This is a genomic window from Flavobacterium sp., from assembly GCF_040402835.1.
Lineage (GTDB): Bacteria > Bacteroidota > Bacteroidia > Flavobacteriales > Flavobacteriaceae > Flavobacterium.
The window spans coordinates 23,643-47,844 of record NZ_JBBALW010000015.1; the positions used below are offsets into that span (position 1 = coordinate 23,643).

Below are 24,202 nucleotides of genomic sequence, written 5' to 3' on the forward strand. Positions count from 1 at the left end.
TTTTATTGAATTTTATTGTAACCTCCAATTTTTATTATCCAAATCATCAAAGCCAATGATGCCCTTTTTTGTGTCATAATATATAATATTAACATTTTTTGGACAATTTGGGTCACTTGAAGTTAACGAAGTATTATTATTTGATTCAATTTTTATAACATTATTATAAATTATACCGTTACTTGTCATGGAAATTTTATTTGACGGATAATAAATAGATATAGTTGAGGAATAATAATTTGGATTTGGTATTCCGTTCCAATAGGGAAAATTATTAATATGTCCTGAAAATGAAGAAGGATATTCATATTTTATATTTGATTTGGCTAATTCAGTATCATTAGGCCATCGTAAAAAGTTTATCTCAAAACCTCCACAAATTGAATTATTAAAATAAAATTTTTTCTCATCATAATCAAAATATTTAGCTGCATATGAAGTAAAAAATCCCATACCTACTGTATAACTATTTTTATAATATTTACTAACGCTAAATATCTGAAAAATCCTTTCCTCACCTAATTGATTTTTAAAAACTATTTGCTGATTTAGTAGATAAGGTAAAAGTTTTTCAGTGTCAGAATCTTTAAAATTATAATAAGCAACTTTGTTAGAATTATCCGCTGCTCCGTCTGGATTACTGCAGCCCCCTATTCCTAAAAAGGAAAATGTAACGAGTAATGATAAAATTGTGTTTTTCATACTTTTGTAAAGATTAAATGAATGAGTAAAAATTTGTTGTTTAATAATCAGTAAATTGCAAATCCAAACGCCCGTCGTGAATCTCAACTTTTGAAGTGCTATTTTGGTTAACATCATATGCATCAAACCAAAATGTGGCGGATAATATCCTTTTTACTCTATCAAATTTTAAAATTTTGATTTTGCCGATAGATTGATTTGTTGTACAATATCCAAAATTTGAAAAACCGTAGTGTGACGCATTAAAGTTCCCAAAAATATTTTGTCCAAAATCGTAAGTAGTGCCTTCAACTAATAAATTATTAGATTCAAAATTGATATTTAAGTATTTGTGTGTAAACTGATTGGAAATAGAAATATTAAGTTTGTAAGTTTCAAAATTTGTTACATAATTATTTGACCAGATGTAGCTTGCAGTTATTGGATCCCCACTAGGTTGTGCTGAAAAACTGAGAATTTTTCTTGGTAAAAAAAGCTCATTATTTATTAAACAACCAAAAGTATTATTTCCACTTGTAGTAATTGTGGGTAAATTTGTAGGTTGGGGTTGATTTGTACCATCTAAATTTTCTAAAATTTCTTTAGTTGAGCAACTTGTTAAAAAAAATGCAATAATTATTATTGAGTATTGTGATCGTTTTTTCATTTTATATTTTTTAGATTAATACTTTTTGGTAATGAAATTTTATTGTTTAAAATCTTGATTTATTACTACTTATGATTTTGTAATCCCATTTTTTCGATTTGTGAGTATTGTGTGTAGTTAGAGGCAGAATTAGAGCTGGTAGTCCAGTTGGAACAGCTAATATTGCTCCGAATCCATGGTCGCCACTTTTATAAATTATATTATAGGTTAAGCTACCTATTATAGCACTTGCTATTAATATTGGCTCAATAAATGTTGAAAAGCCTGATGCTTTTCTGATTTTTACAATCTGTTCTAAATTGATTATTTGGTCTTCTATTTTAATTGTTGTAGAGTCAATTATTGTAAATTGTCCTGCAATATTCTTTCTATCAACAGTTTTAATCTTAATTCTGTGGTTTTCCTTTATAAATTCTAAATTACCTTTTTTTGAATTAAAAAGTGATATGCCTTGTTGGGAAAACGATGTATTGGCAATAAATAATAATACCAAGATGATTCTTAATTTGATTTTCATGATTTGCTTTTTAATTAGTAAATCATTTATTTTCACTGTCGGGGTTATAATCGGTAACTATTTTATAAACCCATTTGTATTTTATATGGTTTTCACCAATTGCTGGAATTAAAACACCTACACCACCCCAAACAACACCAAAAGGAATTACTATTACCGCAAAGCCACCAGCAGTTGCTCCAGCAACCACTAACGCAGAGCCAGTTATTATAATATAAGTTGATAAGATTGCTGAAAACAGCGACATACTCCTAATTTTTATTATATTGTCAGTAGCTATATTCTCATCGTCGATTGAAATAGTATTTTCATCAATAATTTGTATTCTCCCGATATGCTTTTTTACATCATTGGTTTCAATCCTCACTCTTTTGTTTTCCCGGTAGAACTCGGTTTCATCATCTATTTTACTGGACATTAAAATTCCTTTTTGTTGAGAAAATACAGAGTTGACTATAAAAATTAAAGCTAAAATAAATTTCATTTTGTTTTTCATCATTTTTGTTTTTTAAAGTTATATTTCATTCCAATGTTAATTAATAAATTAGTTGCTACTCTATCGTAACTACTCAAAAAATCATCTGTGTGACCTTTGTAACCGCCACTATTTATTGTATATGAGAAATAAACTGCTGCTTTTTTAGATATATTATAATTCAACCCCCATCCTAAATTGATGCTAAAATAATTCGTTGGAAAATAGGATAAATTTGGATTTGCGACGTTAGGAATTACATAATTCGATTCGGTTTCAATATTATAAGCAGTTCCAAAATTTAAAAAACCCCTAAAATTTTTGTTTATTTTAAATTCCCATTTAGCAGTAATTGGGATGGATACTATATTACCGTCAAAAAATAAGGTTTGGTAAGGTTTTGTTCCATTTGAAAGAAAAGTTGATTGAGTTGAATAGGCAACCTCGGTTTTGTAAAATTGTATTTTTGATTGAATACTCCAATATTTATGAAAATAATACTCAGCTGAAACTCCAATATTGATGGTTGAATTATCAATAAAATCGTTCGATTTGATTTCGTTTCTACCTAACTCTACTCCAAAATACCAATTGTTTTTTGGATTGATAATGTGGGTTTTCATCTTATTATCGATTTGTTGTGAAAACGCACCCATTGAAATAAATAAAATTAAAATTGATTTTTTCATGATAATTGTTTTTTGAATTATCTGACAAATGTATACAAGCCCAGAAATAAAGTGTCCCGTTTTTTCCTTTTGGTAAAAAACGGGACAAATTTGGAAAAAACGGGACAGTTTGGATTAACTGTCTTTTTGCTTGTATTGGGTGGGCGACATTTTAACAAATTTGTTGAAAGCATTGTAAAACGTGGTCTTCGAGTTGAAACCACATTCTAAACCAATGGCAACAATAGTATAGTTTGAATACTTTTTATGGATTAAATATTTTTTTGCTTTTTCTACACGCAAGGAATTAATATAGTCTGAAAAACTATAATTAGTCGCTTCAAAAATGATTGCTGGAAGTTTTTTAATTGGTATTTCCGATTTTAAAGCAACTGTTTCAACACACAAATCAGGATCAAAATACAATTTATTTTCAAGGATGCAATTTTGAATGAGCTGGAAGTTTGCGTTGGAAAATTCATTAATTATTATATCATTTGGGGATTTGTCGTTGGCAATTTCTTTTCTCAATTCTATCCGTTCTGTCAATAAACTGTAATTGAAAAACCCATAGTATGCTATCCAAAAAATTAAAAATGTGGAGGATAATCGAAGTGAATAATAAATTGGAATATTTGGACTTAAAACCTCTTTAAAATTAAAAGTAATCGCTACAACCCATAATAATAGTATTCCAAAACCATACAAAAGGAATTTTTTTAGCCATTTCATATTATCATAAGTGGCTATTTCTTGGTACAGTTTGGATTGATTTAGAAAGATATAAACGACCTTTAAAAACAAGAAAACAGTGTAGCAAAGATTGATAATTTCTTCAATTTGAGCATATTTAGCAACAATATAATTATTAATATCATAATAATATTGGGTTGCAAAAACTATCCGAATTAGAATTTCATTAAAAAATAAAACCGCCGAAATGATAACGAACGATTTAATTTCTTTTTCTGCTTTCAAATAATAAATCACAAATGTGTAAAAAGCAGGAATTATTAAGACGTAAAATGGGATTAAAAGTTTTCGCTCAAAGAAATTTAAATCAATGTAATTATAATCCGCTAAAGTAATTTGCAAATTATTCAGTGTGAAAAAAAGGACAAAAAAGTTAAGATAAATGATGGATTTATCTTTTCGCTTTGGAGATAAATTGGTTTGGATAATAAAACTAAATCCTAGTATTATTCCCAAAATCATTGCATATTTAAAAAGTTCGTGTATCATTTTTGGGTTTTTATATGATTTATAAATTTTTAAAGCATTTCTCTTGTTTCCCCCAATTTACGGCTTCGGATATTTCTTTCTTATATTCCGAATTAATTCTTCCAAACCGTTTAATTTCAACTCATAAACCAACTGCAATTGTTCGCCTAATTGACCTTTTGGGAAACCTTTATTACTATACCAAACCACATAATATTCTGGCAAATCAATTAAATGCCAGCCTTCATATTTGCCGAAAGGCATTTTTGTATGCGCTAAAGTGATCAATTTTTGTTGGTTTTCGTCCAAAATTAATTCCAATTAAAACTAATTCTCTTATCAATTTCAGGATGTAAACTTAATAAAACTGGACAATTCATTGCGGCTCTTTCCAAAATGATTTTTGTTTTTTCATCGGGAGCGATAGTCATATTAAGGACAATTTCGATAACTCCAATTCTTCTTGGTTCGACTTGCATAATTTTAGTTACTTCGACAGTAGAACCCAATAAATCTACATTCAAATCCTTTGACTTTATTGCCATTATAGAAATCATGCAACTTCCTAATGCTAATGCCAACAAATCCGTAGGGGAGAAAGATTCTCCTTTTCCGTGGTTGTCGGTTGGTGCATCGGTTAAAATTTCTGATCCCGACTGAATATGAATAGCCGAAGTTCGTAATTCTCCTAAATAAGTGATTTTTGAAGTCATTATTCTGCTTGTTTTATGGTTAAATCGGTATCGTAATACAAAATGTAAATCCCTTTATTGCTATAACTATCCGAACTATTTTTACTATAACTGAATTTGTTTTCTATTTGTTCTGTAGCTACACTTTCCGAAGTTTCTTGAAAATTTTTATCTTGTGATAATCGCAACAATGTATCAAATGTCAAGTCAAATCCTCGAATTGCAAATTGGTTTGGAAATACTTTATTCGCTTTTTTGAAATTATTTCTAAAAATTTCAGCTTCCGGCGAAAGGTTTTCACGAATAATGGAAGGATATAACATTTTTAATTTTGTTAAACGACTCATATCAATTTCATCGAAATCCAACGTTGGATTGGCTTCTAAAATCACCAATTGCACTTGATAATCTGACATTAAAGCCAACATCGCATTGGTTGTAGCCAAAATCACATTTGTTTTTTGAGAATCTAAAATCAAATAATTAACTTTGTTTTTCACGAAAACCTTTTTCAAACTATCGCTAACAACACTTCCCAAAACATTCAAACCAACCATTTTAATTCCTTTTTTACTTTTGATAAAGAAATTTTTTAAAGTGGTTTTTTTAGCATCGATTACGGCAACTATATTTCCGTTTTTTTTATAAATATAATCTAACATTGCTGCCTTAGAATCGTCATTTGAAGGCATCGATTGGTATAAATTAGTGAACGATTTTCCAATTTCTTTTGATAAAGGTGAAATTACAGGGACGTTATTCGCACTTACTAATTCGGCTAATTTTTCAACATTTGTTTGATAAAAAGGTCCGATAATTGCATCTGCATTTTGAAGATTGTTTTGTTGAACTAATCCCGGAATAGCAGAAGAATTCTTGGTTTCCTCGGAGTCTAAAATCCGAACATTGATATTCAAACCCATCACTTTTGCAGAATCAATTGCCATCAAAACGCCGGAGTAAAAGTCCAAAGTCATGTTTAGAAATTTATCCTTTTTTAATTTGGAGGCAACTGAATTCAAACTGTCATTTTCGATTTTTGAAATATTGAATGGCAATAACAAAACCAATTCTTTGGCATTTTGCGAAGTGCTACTTTTTGATAATTTGGTAAGAATTTTGTTCGATTTTGCAACGTCTTCAATTTTTATATTTTTAGGTGTTAAAGCTACTTTTGGTTGTTCTTTTGAAACGAATTTATCCTTTGATCCACTCACAATTAACTTAAAACCAATTGGTAAACCCGAAACAATTTCAGGATTTAATTGTTCCAATTGTTCCACACTCAATCCATATTTATTGGCAACAGCATATTTAGTTTCCTTGGGTAAAACTTCGTGATATATAATTTTATCCGAGACTTTTACAGTGGTTTTAACTGCTGGTTTTAATGCAGATTTTGTTGGAATAACAAGCCTTTGTCCCATTTTCAAACCTTCCTTTAAAGCGTCCTTATTGGCAACTTCTATATCTTCAACCGAAACTGAATACAATTTTGAAATACTATAAATCGTTTCTTTTGCAATAACTTCGTGCATTTTTAGATTGTCTTTTGAAACAGGAATCAACAGCACCGAATTCAATTGAACGCCGCTTTGAGCATCAGGATTTAAATTATAAATATCTAAAGGCGAAACTTTATATTTCAGAGCAATTTGCGTAATCGTTTCCCCTTTGAGAACAATATGTTTGGTATAATTCTGCCCAAAAAGAGAAAGTGTAAAAACCAAAACAAGAATGTAAATTACTCTTTTAAACATAGCTATACTTTTTAAAATTCAATTTAATACTGCTATTCCCACTCAATAGTTGCTGGTGGTTTCGAGCTAATATCATAAACAACTCTGTTTACACCCGGCACTTTATTGATAATATCATTGGAAACTTTCATCAAGAAATCGTACGGTAAATGTACCCAATCTGCAGTCATTCCATCGGTTGATTCCACCGCGCGAAGTGCCACCACTTTTTCATAAGTACGCTCATCGCCCATTACTCCTACACTGTTCACAGGAAGTAAAATTGCGCCCGCTTGCCAAACTTTGTCATACAATCCCCAAGATCTCAAACCGTCAATAAAAACAGCATCAACTTCTTGCAAGATACGAACTTTTTCAGGTGTAATATCGCCCAAAATACGAATTGACAATCCTGGTCCTGGAAATGGATGTCTTCCTAATAATGCCGCATCAATTCCTAAGGTCGCTCCCACTCTACGCACTTCATCTTTGAACAACATTCGAAGTGGTTCTACGATTTTCAATTTCATATAATCTGGTAAACCTCCAACATTGTGATGAGATTTGATTGTCGCCGAAGGTCCTTTCACAGAAACCGACTCGATAACATCAGGATAAATAGTTCCTTGAGCCAGCCATTTTACATTTTCAATTCGGTGTGATTCATCATCAAAAACTTCAATAAAAACCCTACCGATTGCTTTTCTTTTTAATTCTGGGTCTTCAATTCCTGCCAAAACGTCCAAAAAGCGTGCCGAGGCATCTACTCCTTTAACGTTCAAACCCATTCCTTTATATTGTTCCAAAACTTGTTCAAATTCATTTTTTCGCAACAATCCGTTATTTACGAAAATACAATATAGGTTTTTACCAATGGCTTTGTGCAATAAAACTGCCGCCACCGTTGAATCTACACCGCCTGAAAGTCCCAAAACTACTTTGTCATTTTGAACTTTTACTTTTAATTCCGAAACCATATCTTCAACGAAAGCATTTGGTGTAAACGTTTGAGGAACATCGGCAATTTTTACTAAGAAATTCTCCAACATTTGTTTCCCATCTGTAGAATGAAAAACCTCTGGATGGTATTGAATTGCATAGGTAGTTTCGCCTTCAATTTTATAAGCTGCAAATTCAACATCGTGCGTGCTTGCTAATTTTATTCCATTGGTTGGCAATGCTTTAACGCTATCGCTATGGCTCATCCAAACTTGGGAATTTTCAGAAACTCCATCGAAAAAAACTTCATTTTCTTTGATAAAAGACAAATTGGCTCTACCGTATTCCCTCGTGTTGGAAGCCGCTACTTCGCCACCACTAAAATGGGCTAAATATTGCGCTCCGTAACAAACGGCAAGCAAAGGTAATTTGCCTCTAATTTGAGATAAATCGGGATGTGGCGCATCCTCTCCGCGAACAGAGAATGGACTTCCACCAAGAATTACCGCTTTATAACTTGATAAATCACTCGGAATGTGATTGTAAGGAAAAATTTCGCAGAATATGTTTAACTCGCGAACTCTTCTTGCAATAAGTTGTGTGTATTGCGATCCGAAATCTAAAATAAGTACGTTGTGTTGCATGCGCAAAATTACTTTTAAAAATCGGAACTGAAAAATGGAAATTTGATATTTTACAAATTATTTTCATTAGAATTCAAATACTTTTTCAACAAAAAAATCGTTACACTTTTAATATCAATGCAAAACCCAAAAAATAAATTATTTTTGTAGATGCATTTAAAAAAAATATGCAAATTTGTACACTTACTAAATTAAAATTATCGCTATGTTTTTAAACTTTTTGCTTCAAGCCGCCAATCCTATTACTGATACTCTTGCAAATACTGCGGAAAATCCCGAAATGAATGTTGGTGTGACGGAAAGCGTTTCCTATTTGGATTTTTTGCTGAAAGGTGGAATTATGATTATTCCAATTATTTTGCTTCTGTTCTTTTGTATTTATGTAATTATTGAACGGTATTTATCCATCAAAAAAGCGACTAAACAAGATGCGAATTTAATTAGCGATGTAAAAATGCAATTACAATCAGGCAAATTAGACAATGCGATTATGATGTGTAGTCGCGGAAATAAGGCTTCTGGAAATATTATGAAAAGTGGAATTTCAATTATTGGAAGACCCATTAGCGAAATTGAATCCGTGATGGAACGCACTGCCAATGTTGAAATTGCAGAAATGGAAAAAGGTTTAGGACATTTAGGATTGATTTCTGGAATTGCACCAATTCTTGGTTTTATCGGAACAATTTCTGGGGTTATAAAAATATTTCATACAATATCAAACACAGGAAATTTGAATATTCAAACTATTTCTGGGGGTTTATATGAAAAAATGATTAGTAGTGGCGCTGGTCTTGTTGTGGGCGTAGTGGCTTATTCTGCCTATCATTTATTCAATATGATGATTGATAGTTTTTCTCTTAAAGTACAAAAACAGACTTTAGAAATCATTAACGTAATTCAACAACCGTAATATGGCAATTAAAAGAAACAAGCGCTTTCACGCAGAAATTCCGACATCGTCATTAAGTGATATAATGTTCTTTTTGTTTTTGTTTTTTCTAATTATTTCCACTTTAGCAAATCCAAATGTGATAAAATTGACCTTGCCAAAAGCAGCTACAAATGAAACTACAAATAAAGAACATACCAGTTTGTCGGTAACGGAAGATAAATTGTACTACATTGACAAACAAGAAGTTCCGTTCAATCAATTAGAACAAACTTTAGCAGAAAAAACCTCAGGAACAAAAGACAAGACAGTTGTGGTTCGAGTTCCCGCAGACAACAAAGTACAAGATTTAGTCGATTTAATGCAAATGGGAGTAAAATTGAAATTGAACTTTGTAATTGCAACTTCTAAGTAAATACATAATGATACGAACCCTATTATTAATTGCACTTGGAGGTGGGATCGGAAGTGTTTTCAGATATTTAACTGCTGTTTTAGTGCAAAAATACTATGCTTCTGTATTTCCTCTCGCCACCTTAATTACAAATGTTTTGGGGTGTTTCCTGATTGGAATTGCTATCAGTTTATTAGAAAAAAATGACTTGGTTCATTCCAATTTAAAGTGGTTTTTTATCACTGGATTTTGTGGTGGCTATACTACATTTTCAACTTTTGGACTTGAAAATATCAATTTGCTACAAAACAATAATACTGGTTTGGCTTTTATTTACATTGGCTTAAGCATAATCACTGGATTATTTGCCGTTTGGTTGGGACTAATTATTGCAAAATAAATTTGTAACAACGTGTTAAATTGTTTCTATTTTGTGAAAAAAATGTAACTTCGCAGTCTATGAAAAATTTTGACATCCAAACGATAAAGTCGCTTTTAGCAACACCAAAAAAAATTGTAATTATTCCGCATCGCAATCCTGATGGGGACGCAATGGGTTCTACTTTGGGTTTATACCATTTTTTATTAAAATTAAAGCACGAAGTACTTGTAATTTCACCAAACGAATTTCCTGAATTTTTAGACTGGCTTCCTGGTTCTGAAACCGTTTTGACGTATGAAAAACACAAAGACGAAACCACAAAAATTCTTCAAGAAGCTGCATTACTTTTTACTTTAGATTTCAATGCGCTGCATCGTGTTGGGGAAATGGAAACTATTTTAAAAGAACTGACCGCACCTTATATAATGATAGATCATCATCAAAAACCAGATGATTATGCTGAATTTACTTATTCTGATACGCAATTTGGTTCTACTTGTGAAATGGTTTACAATTTCATTGAATTATTAGATCAAACTCATTTATTAGACAAAACAATTGCAACTTGCATTTATACTGGAATTCTAACTGATTCTGGTTCGTTTCGATTTCCAAAAACAACAGGAAAAACACATCGAATTGTAGCAAGTTTGATAGATTTGGGCGTTGAAAACACTTTGATTCCAAATTTATTATTCGATAATAATTCCTACAATCGTTTGCAATTATTGGGCAGAGCGTTACAAAATATGAAAGTGATGTCGGAATTTAATACGTCATATATCACGCTGTCTCAAGCAGAATTGGATAGTTTTGAACACATTAAAGGCGATACGGAAGGAATTGTAAATTATGGATTAACGATAAAAGGTATTATTTTTACAGCCCTTTTTATCGAAAATAAAGAAGAGAAAATCATAAAAATATCGTTCCGTTCACAAGGCGATTTCGATGTCAATCAATTTGCAAGAGACAACTTTAGCGGCGGCGGACATATCAATGCTGCTGGGGGAAAATCGGAATTATCGTTAGAAGAAACTATCAAAAAATTTAAAGGTTTGGTAACTCAAAATTTAAAACTAAATGAAATTATTTAAGCAATTACTACTTCTATTTATTGGAGTATTTACTTTTTTGAGTTGTAGTCAACAAAAAGCGAGAAGACCAATTTCACAATCGTCGGGAACTTTTATGAAAGAATCTGCCGAGCGCAATAAAAAACTCATTGCAACCGAAGAAGCAAAGATTGATTCCATTATAAAAAGCAATCCAGAAATGAATTATATTGCTTCCACAAAGGGATATTGGTATTATTATGAAAGCAAAAATGAATTGGACACTTTACGACCTAAAAAAGGTGATGTTGCCTATTTTGATTATGAAATCAAAGATTTAAAAGGAAATATTATCTATTCTGATGTTGAATTAAAACCACAAGAATATCACGTTGACAAAGAGCAAAAGATAATGATTGGGTTGCGTCACGGAATAAAATTAATGCACAAAAAGGAAAAAATAACCTTTCTTTTCCCTTCACACGTAGCCTACGGATATCACGGTGACGAGCGAAGAATTGGAACAAATGAACCCATTATTTGCACCGTAACTTTAAATGATTTTAAACCTGAAGAAAAAATAATTAAATAATAAATATAACGCATCAGATATTCTAAAATTCATAAAAAAATCTGTGAAAATCTGTGAAATCTGTGGCAAAAAAAAACGAAGCAAAGCTTCATATAATCAAACAAATAGTAATTAAAATGAAAAAAAGAATACCTTTATTGTTAATGATAATTGCAACATTTATTTCTTGCAAAGACGCCCATAGCAATTTAAAAGACGGATTGTACGCTGAAATTGTAACCAATAAAGGAACGATTGTAGCACAATTAGAATACGAGAAAACACCAATAACAGTTGCCAATTTCGTAACATTAGCAGAAGGAAATAACAGTTATGTAAACGAACAATTCAAGGGAAAACCTTTTTACAACAACTTAAAATTTCACAGAGTAATTCCTGATTTTATGATTCAAGGTGGCGATCCTTTGGGAGATGGAACCGGAGATACAGGTTACAAATTTAAAGATGAAATTACCGATTTAAAATTTGATCAAGGTGGATTATTGGCAATGGCAAATTCAGGACCTGGAACCAATAGCAGCCAGTTTTTCATTACACACAAAGAAACGCCTTGGCTAAATGGATTGCATACTATTTTTGGTCACGTTATTGAAAATGGAATGGAAACCGTGAATGCGATTGTTCAAAATGACGATATAAAATCCATAACTATTATTAGAAAAGGAGAAGCAGCGAAGAAATTTGATGCCGTTAAAGTATTCAGTAATTTCTTTGCAAACGAAGCTGAAAATTTGAAAAACCAAGCTAAAATTGATGCTGAAAATAATACCATTTACATCGAAAAATACAAACCAATTATTGAAGCTAAAGTAGCCTCTTTTGTGACTTTGAAAGCAACTTCTGTTACCACAAAAAGTGGTTTGCAATTTAAAATTACTAAAAAAGGAAGTGGCAAAAAACCAGTAAATGGAGCAACAATTTACATTCATTACGCAGGATTTTTAGAAGATGGAACCTTATTTGATACAAGTATTGAAGCTGTGGCAAATGCATTTGGTAAATTTGACCAACGAAGAGCGGACGCTAAACAATATACCCCAATTCCTTTTCAAGCGGGTAAAAAAGACGGTATGATTCCTGGTTTTATTGAAGGAATTGAAAATATCTCTTTTGGAGACAAGGCAATTTTATTTATTCCAACTCGTTTGGGTTACGGAGAAGCTGGTGCTGGCGGCGTAATTCCACCAAATGCCAATATCATTTTTGAAATTGAATTGTTAGAAAATATGCCTAAATAATAAATAACGAATTGGGAATAAACCTGAAATCCCAGCATAACGCAAATAAGTAAGGAGCTTTTAAACTAAATAAAATGAAATTTAAAGTATTGTTTTTAGTGTTCTTTGGAATAACTACTTCGATTTATTCTCAAAAAACTAAAAAAGTTGTTGCCACTAAAAAACCAGTAGCTACAGTTCAGAAACTAAATCCAGCTGCAAACGATGGGATTTTTGCAGAATTTGAAACTACAAAAGGAAAAATTGTAGTGGTATTAGAATACAAAAAAACACCAATTACTGTTGCCAATTTTGTTTCTTTAATTGAAGGTACAAATACATTTGTAACAGACGAAAAACAAAAAGGGAAACCTTTTTATAATGGCTTAAAATTCCACAGAGTTATCAAAGATTTTATGATTCAAGGTGGTGACCCAGCTGGAAATGGTTCTGGAGGTTGCGGCTATAGCTTCAAAGATGAATGTATTCCTGAAATGAAATTTGACAAAGGAGGAATTCTTGCTATGGCAAATTCAGGTCCTGCAACCAATAGCAGTCAGTTTTTTATTACGCATAAAGACACACCTTGGTTAAACGGAAAACACACTATTTTTGGTCACGTTGTATCAGGAATGGATGTTGTGAATGCAATCGTTCAAGACGATGTAATGCTAAAAGTTACCGTTTCAAGAGTTGGTGCAGAAGCAAAAAAATTCGATGCGCCTAAAGTTTTCTCTGATTACTACGCAAATAAAGCAGGTGACGATGCAAAACAAAATGCAGCACAAGCAGAGGCTAGAGCAAAACAAGCGGCAATTGATGCTGAAGCAAAGAAAGTTTACGATGCAAAATACGGAACTGTAAAAGCTACAAAAGTGGCTGAATTTGGAACAATCAGGACTACAGCAATAAAATCTGAAACAGGATTAGAATATAAAATTATTCAAAAAGGGGCTGGTGTAAAACCTGCTGACGGAGCAAATGTTTTTATACATTATGCTGGTTATCTTGAAGACGGAACCTTATTTGATAGCAGCTATGAAGAAGTAAATAAAACCTACGGAAAATTTGATCAAAACAGAGCTTCTCAAAACGGATACCAACCTTTTCCATTTCAATACGGTAAAAAAGACGGCTTGATTCCTGGATTTATCGAAGGTTTAAATGCACTATCTTTTGGAGATAAAGCGGTAGTTTTCATCCCTTCAAAATTAGGATATGGCGAAAGAGGAGCAGGAAATGTGATTCCACCAAATGCTAATATCATTTTTGAAATGGAATTATTAGAAGCGATGCCAGCACCAGTTGCTACAGAAGCTAAAAAATAATTAAGTTTATACCACAAAAAAGGTGTTTCAGAAATCTCTGAAACACCTTTTTTTATTGTGATTTTTTGAACCTAACTTTTGAATTTCCAGTCAAATTCGTCTTTATCATTGATGATAGCACCGATTTCGAATTTTACAACTTCATCAAATTCTGTTTGAAAGATAATCCAATGGTCTTCATTGAAATAGTTTTCAAAAGTATCAAATTCTTCTTGTGTGAATTTTGCAATTCCTTTTTGAGCCAATTCTGATTTTACATCACTGATTTTTCTACCGATAATTTTGTTGCCAAACAATTCCATTTCGGCACTCGAAGCCACGATATAACCCATTCTAAAGTCCTCCTCTTTATAGAAAGTCAAACGCATTTTAAGGGAATTATAGGAAAAAATCACGTTGTCGTCTTCATCTTTATAATTCCTATTTGGTTTCCCATAAATAGCAATTACATCGTTTTGTTTCATTCCGAAAACAAGTTGATCTATTCCGTTTTTTGGGTTTATTTTCATAAAAATATTTATTATTAAATACGCCTACTCCACTCCATCATACCGCTCTGGTACTTGTGGGTCATATAAAGGACATCTGAATTCTTCGAGGGCATTGACTAAAATATCCATCGTTTTTCCTTCGGTTCCGTAGCAATCAATTTTTATGCTTTGAGAAGTGGTACGAACGTGGAATGCGCCTGGACCATTGTTGTTTTTCCAACTGTTTTCATCCACTCGTTCCCATTTTGAGAACAAAGTATTAATTCGGTTTAGGATTACGGTTGTTGGTAAATCTTCTAAACCTTCTACCAATTCTTCTTCTACGATGCATTCATACACTAAATGGTGATTGAGGTAAATTCCGTCTTGGTAAATCCAAAAAACTAATTCGTACATGGTAAAAAGATTAAAAGATAAAGGTTCAAAGGTTCAAAGGTAATTGAGAAAAGTGATATCATTAATATTCAAAAACACCATATTCACTGGTGATTGTCAATTTTTTTGTATCTGATGCTGCTACTCTACCAACAATTTGGGCGTCAACATTAAACGATTTTGAAATGGCAATAATGTCATTGGCAACGGCTTCAGGAACATACAATTCCATACGGTGACCGCAATTGAAAACTTGGTACATTTCCTTCCAATCGGTTGTAGATTGCTCTTGAATCAACTGAAATAAAGGCGGTACCGGAAATAAATTATCTTTGATAATATGTAGGTTTTCTACGAAATGCAATATCTTGGTTTGTGCGCCACCACTGCAATGCACCATTCCGTGAATGGAATCTGAATTGTATTTTTCTAGTATTTTCTTGATGATTGGGGCGTAGGTTCTTGTTGGCGACAGCACTAATTTCCCCGCATCAATCGGTGAATTTTTCACAGCATCTGTCAACTTTACTTTTCCAGAATAAACCAAATCTTGAGGAACTGCCGCGTCAAAACTTTCAGGATATTTTTGAGCCAAATAATTACCAAAAACATCGTGTCGTGCCGACGTTAATCCGTTGCTTCCCATTCCACCATTGTAGCTTTTTTCGTAACTCGATTGACCAAAAGAAGCCAATCCTACAATAACATCACCTGCTTTTATATTGGCATTATCAATCACATCGCTGCGTTTCATTCTGGCAGTAACCGTTGAATCTACTATGATGGTGCGCACAATATCGCCAACATCTGCAGTTTCTCCGCCTGTGGAATGAATGGTTACGCCGTAGGTTTTCAATTCTGCAATTAATTCTTCCGTTCCGTTGATAATTGCCGAAATTACTTCTGATGTAATTAGGTTTTTATTTCTCCCAATTGTTGAAGATAATAAAATATTATCAGTAGCACCAATACATAATAAATCATCAATATTCATTATTAATGCATCTTGTGCAATGCCTTTCCAAACAGAAATATCGCCTGTTTCTTTCCAATACATATAGGCCAATGAGGATTTTGTTCCTGCTCCATCAGCGTGCATTATGAGACAATATTCTTCATCTTGCGTTAAATAATCGGGGATAATTTTACAAAAAGCTTGTGGAAACAAACCCTTGTCAATGTTTTTTATTGCGTTATGAACGTCTTCTTTGGATGCTGAAACACCACGAAGTGCATACCGTTTGCTTGTATCTGAACTCATTTTTTAGTTGTGTAGTTGTTTGCAAAGATAATTGGAATTATCGGATGTGAAATTTTCAAATGTTGGAAATATAGAAATATTTAATTTTCCACAATCATAATTTCCACACGGCGGTTGTCTTCTTCCTCTTGCTCAGATTGTTCAGGTATGGGATGAACGGGTTTTGTGGTTCCGAAACCTTTGAAAGTAATTCGCTTTCTATTGATTTTATTTTGAATAAGAAAAACCCAAACTGCTTTAGCTCTAGCTGAAGAAACATCGTATTGTCCGGGAACTGTTTGGCAACAAATGTGTCCTTGTATTTCTATTTTTAGCTTTGGATTGTCATTCATCACGCACAACAATTCATATAAAATAGGTTTTGATTTTGGTAATAATCTTGGTGAATTGTTGTAAAAATAGATGTTTTTGAGTTTGATAATATCGCCCACTTTAGCTGTTTTCAAAGCTATATTCAACTCCTCTAGTAAAACAGCTTCTTTTGTTTTAGGAATTGCTTCCTTGATAATTTCGTAAACTACCGTAACTTTTCTATTTTCAGATTGTATTTTTGACTGTTCAAAATCTTTTCCAAAACCTTTAATTTCATAATCACTTTTGATTTTTACATTTCTGTCTTTCAAGAAATCATAAACCGAGTGAACGCGCTTCCAAGACAAAGTATCGTTATAATTGTTACTGCCTTTCCAGTCGCAAAAGCCAAAAATTTTCTGTACCTCAATGTTTTTTGAAGCCGCAACCCAATCCACTAATTTTTGGTTGGCAGCCATATTGATTTCGTATTTATCAAAATCGAAGAATACTTCAAGTTTTTCTTGTGCTTTTAAAGTTCCAATGTTGATAAGAAGCAATGCCAATAAAAGTTTCAATTTCATCATTATATTTTAATAATTAATAGGTAGTAAGTATAATAAAGTGTCTTATTTAAAAATGTAATTTATTGTAATTGGCTGATTCTAAATAGTTTTTTACTCTATCGAGACTTTTCACTTTACGACATTTAAACTTTCGACTTACTTAAGTCATTATCAAAGTTAATACATTTTTATAATATAAAAAAACGGGATTCATTTTGATGCAAATCCCATTTAAAATTTATACTTCTCGCCTACTATTTCGTAAACAACAATTCTCTGTATTTTGTCAATGTCCAGATTTCATCGTCAACCAAAAGCTCTAATTTATCGCAGTGGTCTCTGATGATTTCAAAATAAGGTTTTACTTTATTGCAATAGGCTTCCGCCATTTCTAGTGCGTCGGTAAGCACATTTGCATTTCTACGTGCATCGGTCATTTCCTCAACTTTAGTATTGATACCTTCAATATGCTTAGAAATTTCTTTGATTAAACGGATTTGTTCTTTGGCAATTTTCTCGAAATCAGAACCGAAAATTTCTTTCAGCCCTTTTACATTTTCTATTAATGTATTTTGATACCGAATAGCAGTTGGGATTACATGATTTTGAGAAATATCTCCCAAAACCCGTCCTTCAATTTGAATTTTCTTGGTATATTCTTCTAATTCAATTTCATATCTAGCTTCCGCTTCCACGTGATTCATAATTCCCATTTCTGAAAATAAATCCAATGCTTGCTTTGATGCTCTAGCTTTCAATGCTTCAGGAGTAGTTTTTGAATTACTCAATCCTCTTTTTGCGGCTTCAATTTCCCAAGCTTCGCTGTAACCATCTCCTTCAAAAAGAATTTTCTTAGATACTTTAATATATTCTCTCAAAATATTGAAAATAGCATCGTCTTTCTTCATTCCTTTTGATTCAATCAAACCATCGACTTCAATTTTGAAATCTTTCAATTGTTTGGCAACAATCGTATTCAAAGTGGTCATCGCATTAGAACAATTTGCAGAAGAACCAACGGCTCTAAACTCAAATTTATTGCCTGTAAAGGCAAATGGTGACGTTCTATTTCTGTCGGTATTATCCAACAGTACATCTGGAATTTTACCCACAACATTCAATTTTAAATCTGTTTTCTCTTCTGGTGATAATTTCCCGGAAGTTACCCCTTCTAATTCAGCCAATACTTTCGTTAATTGTTCTCCAATAAAAACAGAAATAATTGCTGGTGGCGCTTCATTAGCACCTAATCTGTGATCGTTACTGGCAGTTGCAATAGCACCTCGCAATAACGCCTCATAATCATTTACTGCTTTTATAGTATTGATAAAGAAAGTCAAAAACTGTAAATTGCTCATTGGCGTTTTGCTTGGACTTAATAGATTTACGCCTGTATCCGTTGCCAATGACCAGTTGTTGTGTTTTCCGGAACCGTTTACGCCCTTAAATGGTTTTTCGTGCAACAATACTTTCAAATCGTGACGCTCGCCCACTTTATGCATAACATCCATCAACAAACAATTGTGATCTACGGCCAAATTTGTTTCTTCAAAAATGGGAGCCAACTCAAATTGGTTGGGTGCCACTTCATTGTGACGCGTTTTTACAGGGATTCCAAGCAACATACATTCTTGTTCCAAATCTCTCATAAAAGTTAAAGCCCGCGTTGGAATTGACCCAAAATAATGATCGTCCAATTGTTGTCCTTTGGCAGAAGTATGACCAATTAATGTTCGTCCTGTCATCATTAAATCGGGACGAGAATTCGCCAATGATTTATCAATTAAGAAATATTCTTGCTCCCAACCCAAAGTGGCGTTTACTTTCTTTACATTTTTATCAAAATATTTACATACATCTGTAGCCGCCTCATCCATAGCAGACAAGGCACGCAACAAAGGAATTTTATTATCTAATGCTTCTCCAGTATAGGAAATGAAAACGGTAGGAATGCACAAAGTCGTACCATATATAAATGCAGGTGAAGTTGGATCCCAAGCGGTATATCCACGGGCTTCAAATGTATTTCTGATTCCTCCATTTGGAAAACTCGAAGCATCTGGTTCTTGTTGCACCAATTGCGCACCACCAAATTTTTCAACCGGATCACTTCCATCGTAGGAAGTTTCAAAAAATGCATCGTGCTTCTCGGCTGTAGTTCCTGTAAGGGGTTGAAACCAATGCGTATAATGAGTTACACCTTTTGACAACGCCCATTCTTTCATTCCCATAGCAATATAATCGGCTAATTTTCTATCGATTTTTGTACCAAATTGAACTGCATCTTTAACGGCTTTGTGCGCATCAGAAGTTAAAAACTGCTTCATTGCTTTGTCATTGAACACATTAGAACCGAAAATAGTCGATTTTCTATCGGTCTCTTCAAATTTGATTAGACTTCTGTTGGAAGCTTCAAATAATGCTTGAAAACGTAAATTTGCCATAAAAATTGATATTAAATTTAATAAATCATTGCTTTTAAATGCGAATATATAAAAATGTCTAATCATTAACTTTAATAAATTGTCAAATTATTCATTTATGACGTTAAAAAATAACTTTTTGGAGCTTTACCCCCCTAAAAAATAAAATTTTACTAAAAATAACACATCGTTAATAAAAACTACCCCCTAATTTTGGGCGCTTACAATTTTTAATTTATTTTTGTATTTTAATTAAAATTTAACTCCTATTACAATGGCAAAAATAAAGTTAGAGTACATTTGGTTGGACGGATATGACCCAACTCAAAATTTAAGAAGCAAAACTAAAGTTGAAGAACATGCAAATTTTCAAGGAACTTTAGCTGAAATCGGAAATTGGTCTTTTGATGGTTCCTCAACAAAACAAGCCGAAGGCGGATCTTCAGACTGTTTGTTAGTTCCTGTTGCAATCTACCCAGACCCAACTCGCATCAATGGCTATTTAGTAATGACCGAAGTTATGAATGCAGATGGTACGCCACATGCCTCTAACGGCAGAGCAACTATTGACGATGACGGAGATTTCTGGTTCGGATTTGAGCAAGAATATTTCATTATGGATACCAAAACTTTATTGCCTTTAGGATTCCCAATTGGAGGTTACCCAGCACCACAAGGAATGTACTACTGTTCGGTAGGTGGAAAAAACACGCACGGAAGAGCTTTAGTTGAAGAACATGCCGATTTATGTATCGCCGCAGGAATTAACTTTGAAGGAATTAATCAAGAAGTTGCTTGCGGACAATGGGAATTCCAATTGTTTGCTCAAGGAGCTAAAAAAGCAGGTGACGAAATTTGGGTTGCCCGTTATTTATTAGATCGTTTAACCGAAAAATACGGTTATTATATAGAATACCACCCAAAACCGTTGGGAGACACCGATTGGAATGGTTCAGGAATGCACGCCAATTTCTCTAATGAGGTTTTGAGAACGTGTGGAGACCAAGCAACCTACGAAAAAATATGTGAAGCATTCCGCCCAGTAACAGCAGAACACATCGCGGTTTACGGTGCTTATAACGATTTACGTTTGACAGGAAAACACGAAACTGCATCGATTCACGATTTCTCTTACGGGGTTTCAGACAGAGGATGTTCCATCCGTATACCTTTAATGACCGTTCAAAAAGGATGGAAAGGTTGGTTAGAAGACAGACGACCAGCATCTAATGGCGATCCTTACAAAATTGCTGCTAGAATCATAAAAACCGTTAAATCCGCATTATAATAAATACTACTACAACAACTACAACAATCAAAAGTGCTTTCAGAAATGAAGGCACTTTTTTTATTTGGGCGCGCCCTCATTTACGTCATTGCGAGGAACGTGGCAATCTGTCTAAACTCGGTCAGGGTGGCAGCGGAAATCCTTTGTGGAGCGAAGTGGAACAGAGATTGAAGCGAACGACCTGACCCGAAGTTTTTACGAAGGGGCATGCCCAAAAAAAAATTGAAATGAAAAACCCGATACCTTTATGGCTATCGGGTTTATAGAGGAGTATTTTTGATTAATGATTGATTTCTGTAATTTCTTCAGGATTGTGTTTGTGCTTAAAGAAAATGGCGAAAGCAACTGCTATTACGGCGGCATAAACTGCAAATGTTAGCCAAATGTTATGCCAATCTTTAATACCTTTATGTGTGAAATAATTATCAATTAAATATCCACTAGATAAACTTCCTAAAACTGCCCCAAAACCATTGGTCATCATCATAAACAATCCTTGAGCAGAGGAACGAATTTTAGAATCTGTAGTCGTTTCAATGAATAATGAGCCAGAGATATTAAAAAAATCAAAGGCAAATCCATAAACAATGTTCGACATTAAAATCATCCACAAACTATTAATTGGGTCTCCATATGCAAAAAAACCAAACCGAAGAACCCAGGCTATTAAACTAAAAAGCATAACCCTTTTAATTCCATATCTCTTCAAGAAAAAAGGGATTGCCAATATAAAAATGGTTTCTGAAATTTGAGAAATGGACAGAACAATATTAGCAGATTGAACTGCAAAAGTATTGGCAAATTCTGGGAAATTTTTAAAATCTTTAATATACGTTTCTCCATACATATTGGTCAATTGTAGAGCAGCACCTAAAAAAACACTAAAAACAAAAAAAGTAGCTAATTTAGTTTGCTTAAACAATTTAAATCCTTGCAACCCTAATTTTTCAGCTAAAGTAGCATTTTCTGTATCTATTTCATTTTTGGGAGGACATTTAGGCAAAGTCATTGAATAAATACCTAATAAAATTGCAAATAAAGCTGCAATATAAAATTGATTGCATTGAATCGCCATTCCAGTAAATTGTGACAGCTTATTTCCAACTTTTAAACCAAATTCTAGAGGTGATTCAGGATCACTTATCAAATTTGTAACCCACATAGCCACAATAAATCCAATAGTTCCAAAAACTCTAATTGGTGGATATACTTTTACAACATCGTAATTATTATTCTTTAATATTGTATAAGAAAGTGCATTTGACAAAGAAAGCGTTGGCATATAAAAAACCATTGCAAGCAACATCACCCAAAAAAATGTAGAAGCATTATCTATGTGAGGAATTACAAGTAAGGATAATCCGTATAAAATATGATGTAAACCATACAGTTTTTCTAAATTCATGAATTTATCTGCAATAATACCAGATATTGCAGGCATAATAATTGAAGCTATCCCAAGTGTAGAAAAAACAATCCCAAAATCTTGTCCAGTCCATTTCTTAAAACCAAAACCATAACTAGCTAATGTAGTGAGCCATGCACCCCACACAAAGAGCTGGAAAAAGTTCATTAAAGTAAGCTGATTTTTAATATTCATAGAATTAAATTTAGATTTGAGAATTTTTTCAAATGTAAATCTAACAATAAATTAATATATTCAAATAATAATTGGAGTTATTATCTAAAAATATTAAATGGTATGCACTAAAGCTAAAACTTTATCAAATTGTTCTTCTCGAGTGAGGAAAGAATTATCAATTTCAATGGCATTTTTATCTTTTAATAATGGGGAATCGTCTCTGTGCGTATCTATATAATCGCGCTCTTCAACATTTTTTAAAACTTCGTCAAAAGAAACAGCATCGCCTTTTTGTTGCAATTCGTCAAAGCGTCTTTGTGCCCGAGTTTGCGCACTTGCAGTCATAAAAATCTTGAGTTCGGCATCCGGAAAAACCACTGTAGCAATGTCTCTTCCGTCCATCACAATGCCTTTGTTTTTTCCCATTTCCTGTTGTTGCTCAACTAATTTGGCTCGAACTTCGGAAACTTCAGCCACTTTACTCACGTAATTAGAAACTTCAATCGTCCGAATTTTTTTCTCAATATTTACATCGTTCAAAAACATTTCTGCAAATCCCAATTCAGGGTTGAATTGGAAGTGTAATTTTATATTTGGTAAACTTTCAATCAAGCCGTTTTTATCGAAAAAATCAGATTTTATAAATCCGTTTTGCATTGCAAAATAAGCAACGGCACGATACATTGCCCCAGTATCGACGTAAACATAGCCTAAATGTTTTGCCAATTGTTTTGCCAAAGTACTTTTTCCTGTTGACGAAAAACCGTCTATCGCAATAGTAATTTTTTTATCCAAAATCTATTCTTGAAAGTTAATAGTTAAACCAAATAAACTTGTATTCGCTGCTAATGTATAACGAGAATACGAATAATTGAATTTTAGATTATTGAATTTTAATCCGAATCCAACAGAAATTCCTGAGAAATTACGTTGCTCTAAAATACTCAACTCCTCGCCTCTTCTGAAATTATATCCCAAACGAACATTAAAACTTTTCTTTGGAAATAATTCAACGCCAATGATTAAATGACGTAAAGCATTATTAAAAAACGAAACTTTCTCAGGTGTCGAACCGCCATCTATTGAACCAATAGCACGTGCAGGATTTGAAAAAGCAATGTTCCACTGTTGTAAATTTTCTAATGTTAAGTGCCAACGAATGGGCACGTTTTCAACTTCTTGAGAAACTCCTATCAATACTTCCATTGGTAACTTTTCATTTGTACCAGAATAGGAAGTAAATTGTGTGCCAATATTTCTGACAACCAAAGCCCAATTTACATCGTTTCGTTCGTCAATAAATAGCGCACCCAAATCAACGGCACCACCAAAAGAATTATAACTTTCTAAGGTGGATGAAATTAATTTTGCATTGGCACCAAAGTGAACAGGAACATTAGGAATCATAAAAGAATATCCTAAAGACAGTGCCATTTCACTTCCTGTAAAATCAGAAGTGGCATTTCCAGTTTCATCTGTTCCTTGAAATTTTCCATAATTAACATAATTTACACCCACTTGAAAAGTTTGCAAATGACGATCAAATGTATAAGCATAGGAAGCGGTTCCATAGGTTACTTCTCCAAAATAACTTCCATAATTCATAGCCAGATGATTGTCCATTTCTGAATTTATTGTTGCAGGATTAAAATTGGCTTGGTTGACATCGTCATCATAAATTGTAATTGTTTTCCCTCCCAATGCCGCCTGACGTGGCGAAGTTACCAAATTTAAAAACTGATATACCGATTGCCCACCTATTTGACCGTAAGTTATGGAACAAAAAAGAAGGAAGCTTAAATATAATTGGTTTTTAAACATG

The 24,202-nt window shown here is 33.0% G+C and carries 26 protein-coding genes; 8 read left to right on the forward strand and 18 right to left on the reverse strand.

Translation table 11 applies throughout. From position 1 onward, the window contains the following. Window positions 1–12: 12 nt before the first annotated feature. The 10 genes from AC9UEH_RS06660 to guaA form a co-directional block, all read right to left on the reverse strand. On the reverse strand, window positions 13–702 hold the full coding sequence (locus AC9UEH_RS06660; protein WP_509529884.1) for a hypothetical protein: 690 nt from the start codon (window positions 700–702) through the stop codon (window positions 13–15). A gap of 40 nt (window positions 703–742) precedes the next feature. Beyond that, the gene (locus tag AC9UEH_RS06665; RefSeq protein WP_509529886.1) at window positions 743–1,348 is read right to left on the reverse strand and encodes a Riean_0653 family protein; all 606 of its coding nucleotides are present in this window, start codon (window positions 1,346–1,348) and stop codon (window positions 743–745) included. Between the two features lie 46 nt (window positions 1,349–1,394). Next, window positions 1,395–1,865, reverse strand: coding sequence for a hypothetical protein (locus AC9UEH_RS06670; RefSeq protein WP_509529888.1), 471 nt, complete (start codon window positions 1,863–1,865; stop codon window positions 1,395–1,397). A gap of 22 nt (window positions 1,866–1,887) precedes the next feature. After that, window positions 1,888–2,364, reverse strand: coding sequence for a hypothetical protein (locus AC9UEH_RS06675; protein ID WP_509529890.1), 477 nt, complete (start codon window positions 2,362–2,364; stop codon window positions 1,888–1,890). After that, window positions 2,361–3,029 carry an outer membrane beta-barrel protein gene (locus AC9UEH_RS06680; RefSeq protein WP_509529892.1) on the reverse strand — a complete coding sequence of 223 codons (669 nt, stop codon included), beginning with the start codon at window positions 3,027–3,029 and terminating at the stop codon, window positions 2,361–2,363. Before AC9UEH_RS06680 ends, AC9UEH_RS06675 begins: the two co-directional genes overlap by 4 nt. Window positions 3,030–3,143: 114 nt before the next feature. Beyond that, window positions 3,144–4,250: an AraC family transcriptional regulator gene (locus AC9UEH_RS06685; RefSeq protein WP_509529895.1), complete on the reverse strand. Its 1,107-nt coding sequence runs from the start codon at window positions 4,248–4,250 to the stop codon at window positions 3,144–3,146. A gap of 57 nt (window positions 4,251–4,307) precedes the next feature. Continuing rightward, the gene (locus AC9UEH_RS06690; protein ID WP_509530007.1) at window positions 4,308–4,538 is read right to left on the reverse strand and encodes a DUF3820 family protein; all 231 of its coding nucleotides are present in this window, start codon (window positions 4,536–4,538) and stop codon (window positions 4,308–4,310) included. 2 nt (window positions 4,539–4,540) lie between these two features. Beyond that, entirely contained in the window at window positions 4,541–4,942 is a 402-nt protein-coding gene (locus tag AC9UEH_RS06695; protein WP_509529897.1) for an OsmC family protein, read from the reverse strand. Next, window positions 4,942–6,681 carry a LysM peptidoglycan-binding domain-containing protein gene (locus AC9UEH_RS06700; protein ID WP_509529899.1) on the reverse strand — a complete coding sequence of 580 codons (1,740 nt, stop codon included), beginning with the start codon at window positions 6,679–6,681 and terminating at the stop codon, window positions 4,942–4,944. The genes AC9UEH_RS06695 and AC9UEH_RS06700 overlap by 1 nt, the downstream gene beginning before the upstream one ends. Before the next feature lie 32 nt (window positions 6,682–6,713). Beyond that, window positions 6,714–8,243: a glutamine-hydrolyzing GMP synthase gene (guaA, locus tag AC9UEH_RS06705; RefSeq protein WP_509529902.1), complete on the reverse strand. Its 1,530-nt coding sequence runs from the start codon at window positions 8,241–8,243 to the stop codon at window positions 6,714–6,716. A 205-nt stretch (window positions 8,244–8,448) separates the two neighbouring features. Here guaA and AC9UEH_RS06710 point away from each other — a divergent pair, with 205 nt between their 5' ends. The 7 genes from AC9UEH_RS06710 to AC9UEH_RS06740 all read left to right on the forward strand — a co-directional run bounded on the left by AC9UEH_RS06710 (window position 8,449) and on the right by AC9UEH_RS06740 (window position 14,103). After that, window positions 8,449–9,156 (forward strand): MotA/TolQ/ExbB proton channel family protein, encoded by a 708-nt coding sequence (locus AC9UEH_RS06710; protein WP_509529904.1) that lies wholly within the window; start codon window positions 8,449–8,451, stop codon window positions 9,154–9,156. Window position 9,157: 1 nt separating this feature from the next. Then, window positions 9,158–9,550, forward strand: a complete 393-nt coding sequence (locus AC9UEH_RS06715) for an ExbD/TolR family protein (protein WP_509529906.1) — start codon at window positions 9,158–9,160, stop codon at window positions 9,548–9,550. A 7-nt stretch (window positions 9,551–9,557) separates the two neighbouring features. Further along, window positions 9,558–9,929 (forward strand): fluoride efflux transporter CrcB, encoded by a 372-nt coding sequence (crcB, locus tag AC9UEH_RS06720; protein WP_509529908.1) that lies wholly within the window; start codon window positions 9,558–9,560, stop codon window positions 9,927–9,929. A gap of 59 nt (window positions 9,930–9,988) precedes the next feature. Continuing rightward, window positions 9,989–11,008, forward strand: a complete 1,020-nt coding sequence (locus tag AC9UEH_RS06725; RefSeq protein ID WP_509529910.1) for a DHH family phosphoesterase — start codon at window positions 9,989–9,991, stop codon at window positions 11,006–11,008. After that, window positions 10,995–11,558: a gliding motility-associated peptidyl-prolyl isomerase GldI gene (gene gldI, locus AC9UEH_RS06730; RefSeq protein ID WP_509529913.1), complete on the forward strand. Its 564-nt coding sequence runs from the start codon at window positions 10,995–10,997 to the stop codon at window positions 11,556–11,558. Before AC9UEH_RS06725 ends, gldI begins: the two co-directional genes overlap by 14 nt. A 116-nt stretch (window positions 11,559–11,674) precedes the next feature. Continuing rightward, window positions 11,675–12,796 (forward strand): peptidylprolyl isomerase, encoded by a 1,122-nt coding sequence (locus tag AC9UEH_RS06735; RefSeq protein ID WP_509529915.1) that lies wholly within the window; start codon window positions 11,675–11,677, stop codon window positions 12,794–12,796. Window positions 12,797–12,870: 74 nt separating this feature from the next. Next, window positions 12,871–14,103 carry a peptidylprolyl isomerase gene (locus AC9UEH_RS06740; protein WP_509529918.1) on the forward strand — a complete coding sequence of 411 codons (1,233 nt, stop codon included), beginning with the start codon at window positions 12,871–12,873 and terminating at the stop codon, window positions 14,101–14,103. A 71-nt stretch (window positions 14,104–14,174) separates the two neighbouring features. Here the strand turns inward: AC9UEH_RS06740 and AC9UEH_RS06745 are convergent, their stop codons facing one another. The 5 genes from AC9UEH_RS06745 to AC9UEH_RS06765 all read right to left on the reverse strand — a co-directional run bounded on the left by AC9UEH_RS06745 (window position 14,175) and on the right by AC9UEH_RS06765 (window position 19,531). Continuing rightward, a complete protein-coding gene (locus tag AC9UEH_RS06745; RefSeq protein ID WP_509529920.1) occupies window positions 14,175–14,612 on the reverse strand; it encodes a hypothetical protein in 438 nt (145 codons plus the stop codon). 24 nt (window positions 14,613–14,636) lie between these two features. Continuing rightward, entirely contained in the window at window positions 14,637–14,990 is a 354-nt protein-coding gene (locus AC9UEH_RS06750; RefSeq protein ID WP_509529922.1) for a hypothetical protein, read from the reverse strand. A 61-nt stretch (window positions 14,991–15,051) separates the two neighbouring features. After that, the gene (locus AC9UEH_RS06755; protein WP_509529924.1) at window positions 15,052–16,230 is read right to left on the reverse strand and encodes an AIR synthase related protein; all 1,179 of its coding nucleotides are present in this window, start codon (window positions 16,228–16,230) and stop codon (window positions 15,052–15,054) included. 80 nt (window positions 16,231–16,310) lie between these two features. After that, a complete protein-coding gene (locus AC9UEH_RS06760) occupies window positions 16,311–17,108 on the reverse strand; it encodes an OmpA family protein (RefSeq protein WP_509529926.1) in 798 nt (265 codons plus the stop codon). Window positions 17,109–17,341: 233 nt separating this feature from the next. Beyond that, window positions 17,342–19,531: a glutamine synthetase III family protein gene (locus tag AC9UEH_RS06765; RefSeq protein ID WP_509529929.1), complete on the reverse strand. Its 2,190-nt coding sequence runs from the start codon at window positions 19,529–19,531 to the stop codon at window positions 17,342–17,344. Between the two features lie 253 nt (window positions 19,532–19,784). On the opposite strand from AC9UEH_RS06765, the gene AC9UEH_RS06770 reads away from it, so the two are divergent. Next, on the forward strand, window positions 19,785–20,798 hold the full coding sequence (locus AC9UEH_RS06770) for a glutamine synthetase beta-grasp domain-containing protein (RefSeq protein WP_509529932.1): 1,014 nt from the start codon (window positions 19,785–19,787) through the stop codon (window positions 20,796–20,798). Window positions 20,799–21,078: 280 nt separating this feature from the next. Here AC9UEH_RS06770 and AC9UEH_RS06775 read toward each other — a convergent pair whose 3' ends face one another. From AC9UEH_RS06775 to porQ, 3 genes are all read right to left on the reverse strand, one after another. Beyond that, window positions 21,079–22,398 carry a nucleoside permease gene (locus AC9UEH_RS06775; protein WP_509529935.1) on the reverse strand — a complete coding sequence of 440 codons (1,320 nt, stop codon included), beginning with the start codon at window positions 22,396–22,398 and terminating at the stop codon, window positions 21,079–21,081. A gap of 93 nt (window positions 22,399–22,491) precedes the next feature. Further along, window positions 22,492–23,175 carry a (d)CMP kinase gene (cmk, locus tag AC9UEH_RS06780; protein WP_509529938.1) on the reverse strand — a complete coding sequence of 228 codons (684 nt, stop codon included), beginning with the start codon at window positions 23,173–23,175 and terminating at the stop codon, window positions 22,492–22,494. Window positions 23,176–23,178: 3 nt separating this feature from the next. Then, on the reverse strand, window positions 23,179–24,201 hold the full coding sequence (gene porQ / locus AC9UEH_RS06785) for a type IX secretion system protein PorQ (RefSeq protein WP_509529941.1): 1,023 nt from the start codon (window positions 24,199–24,201) through the stop codon (window positions 23,179–23,181). Window position 24,202: the final 1 nt, after the last annotated feature.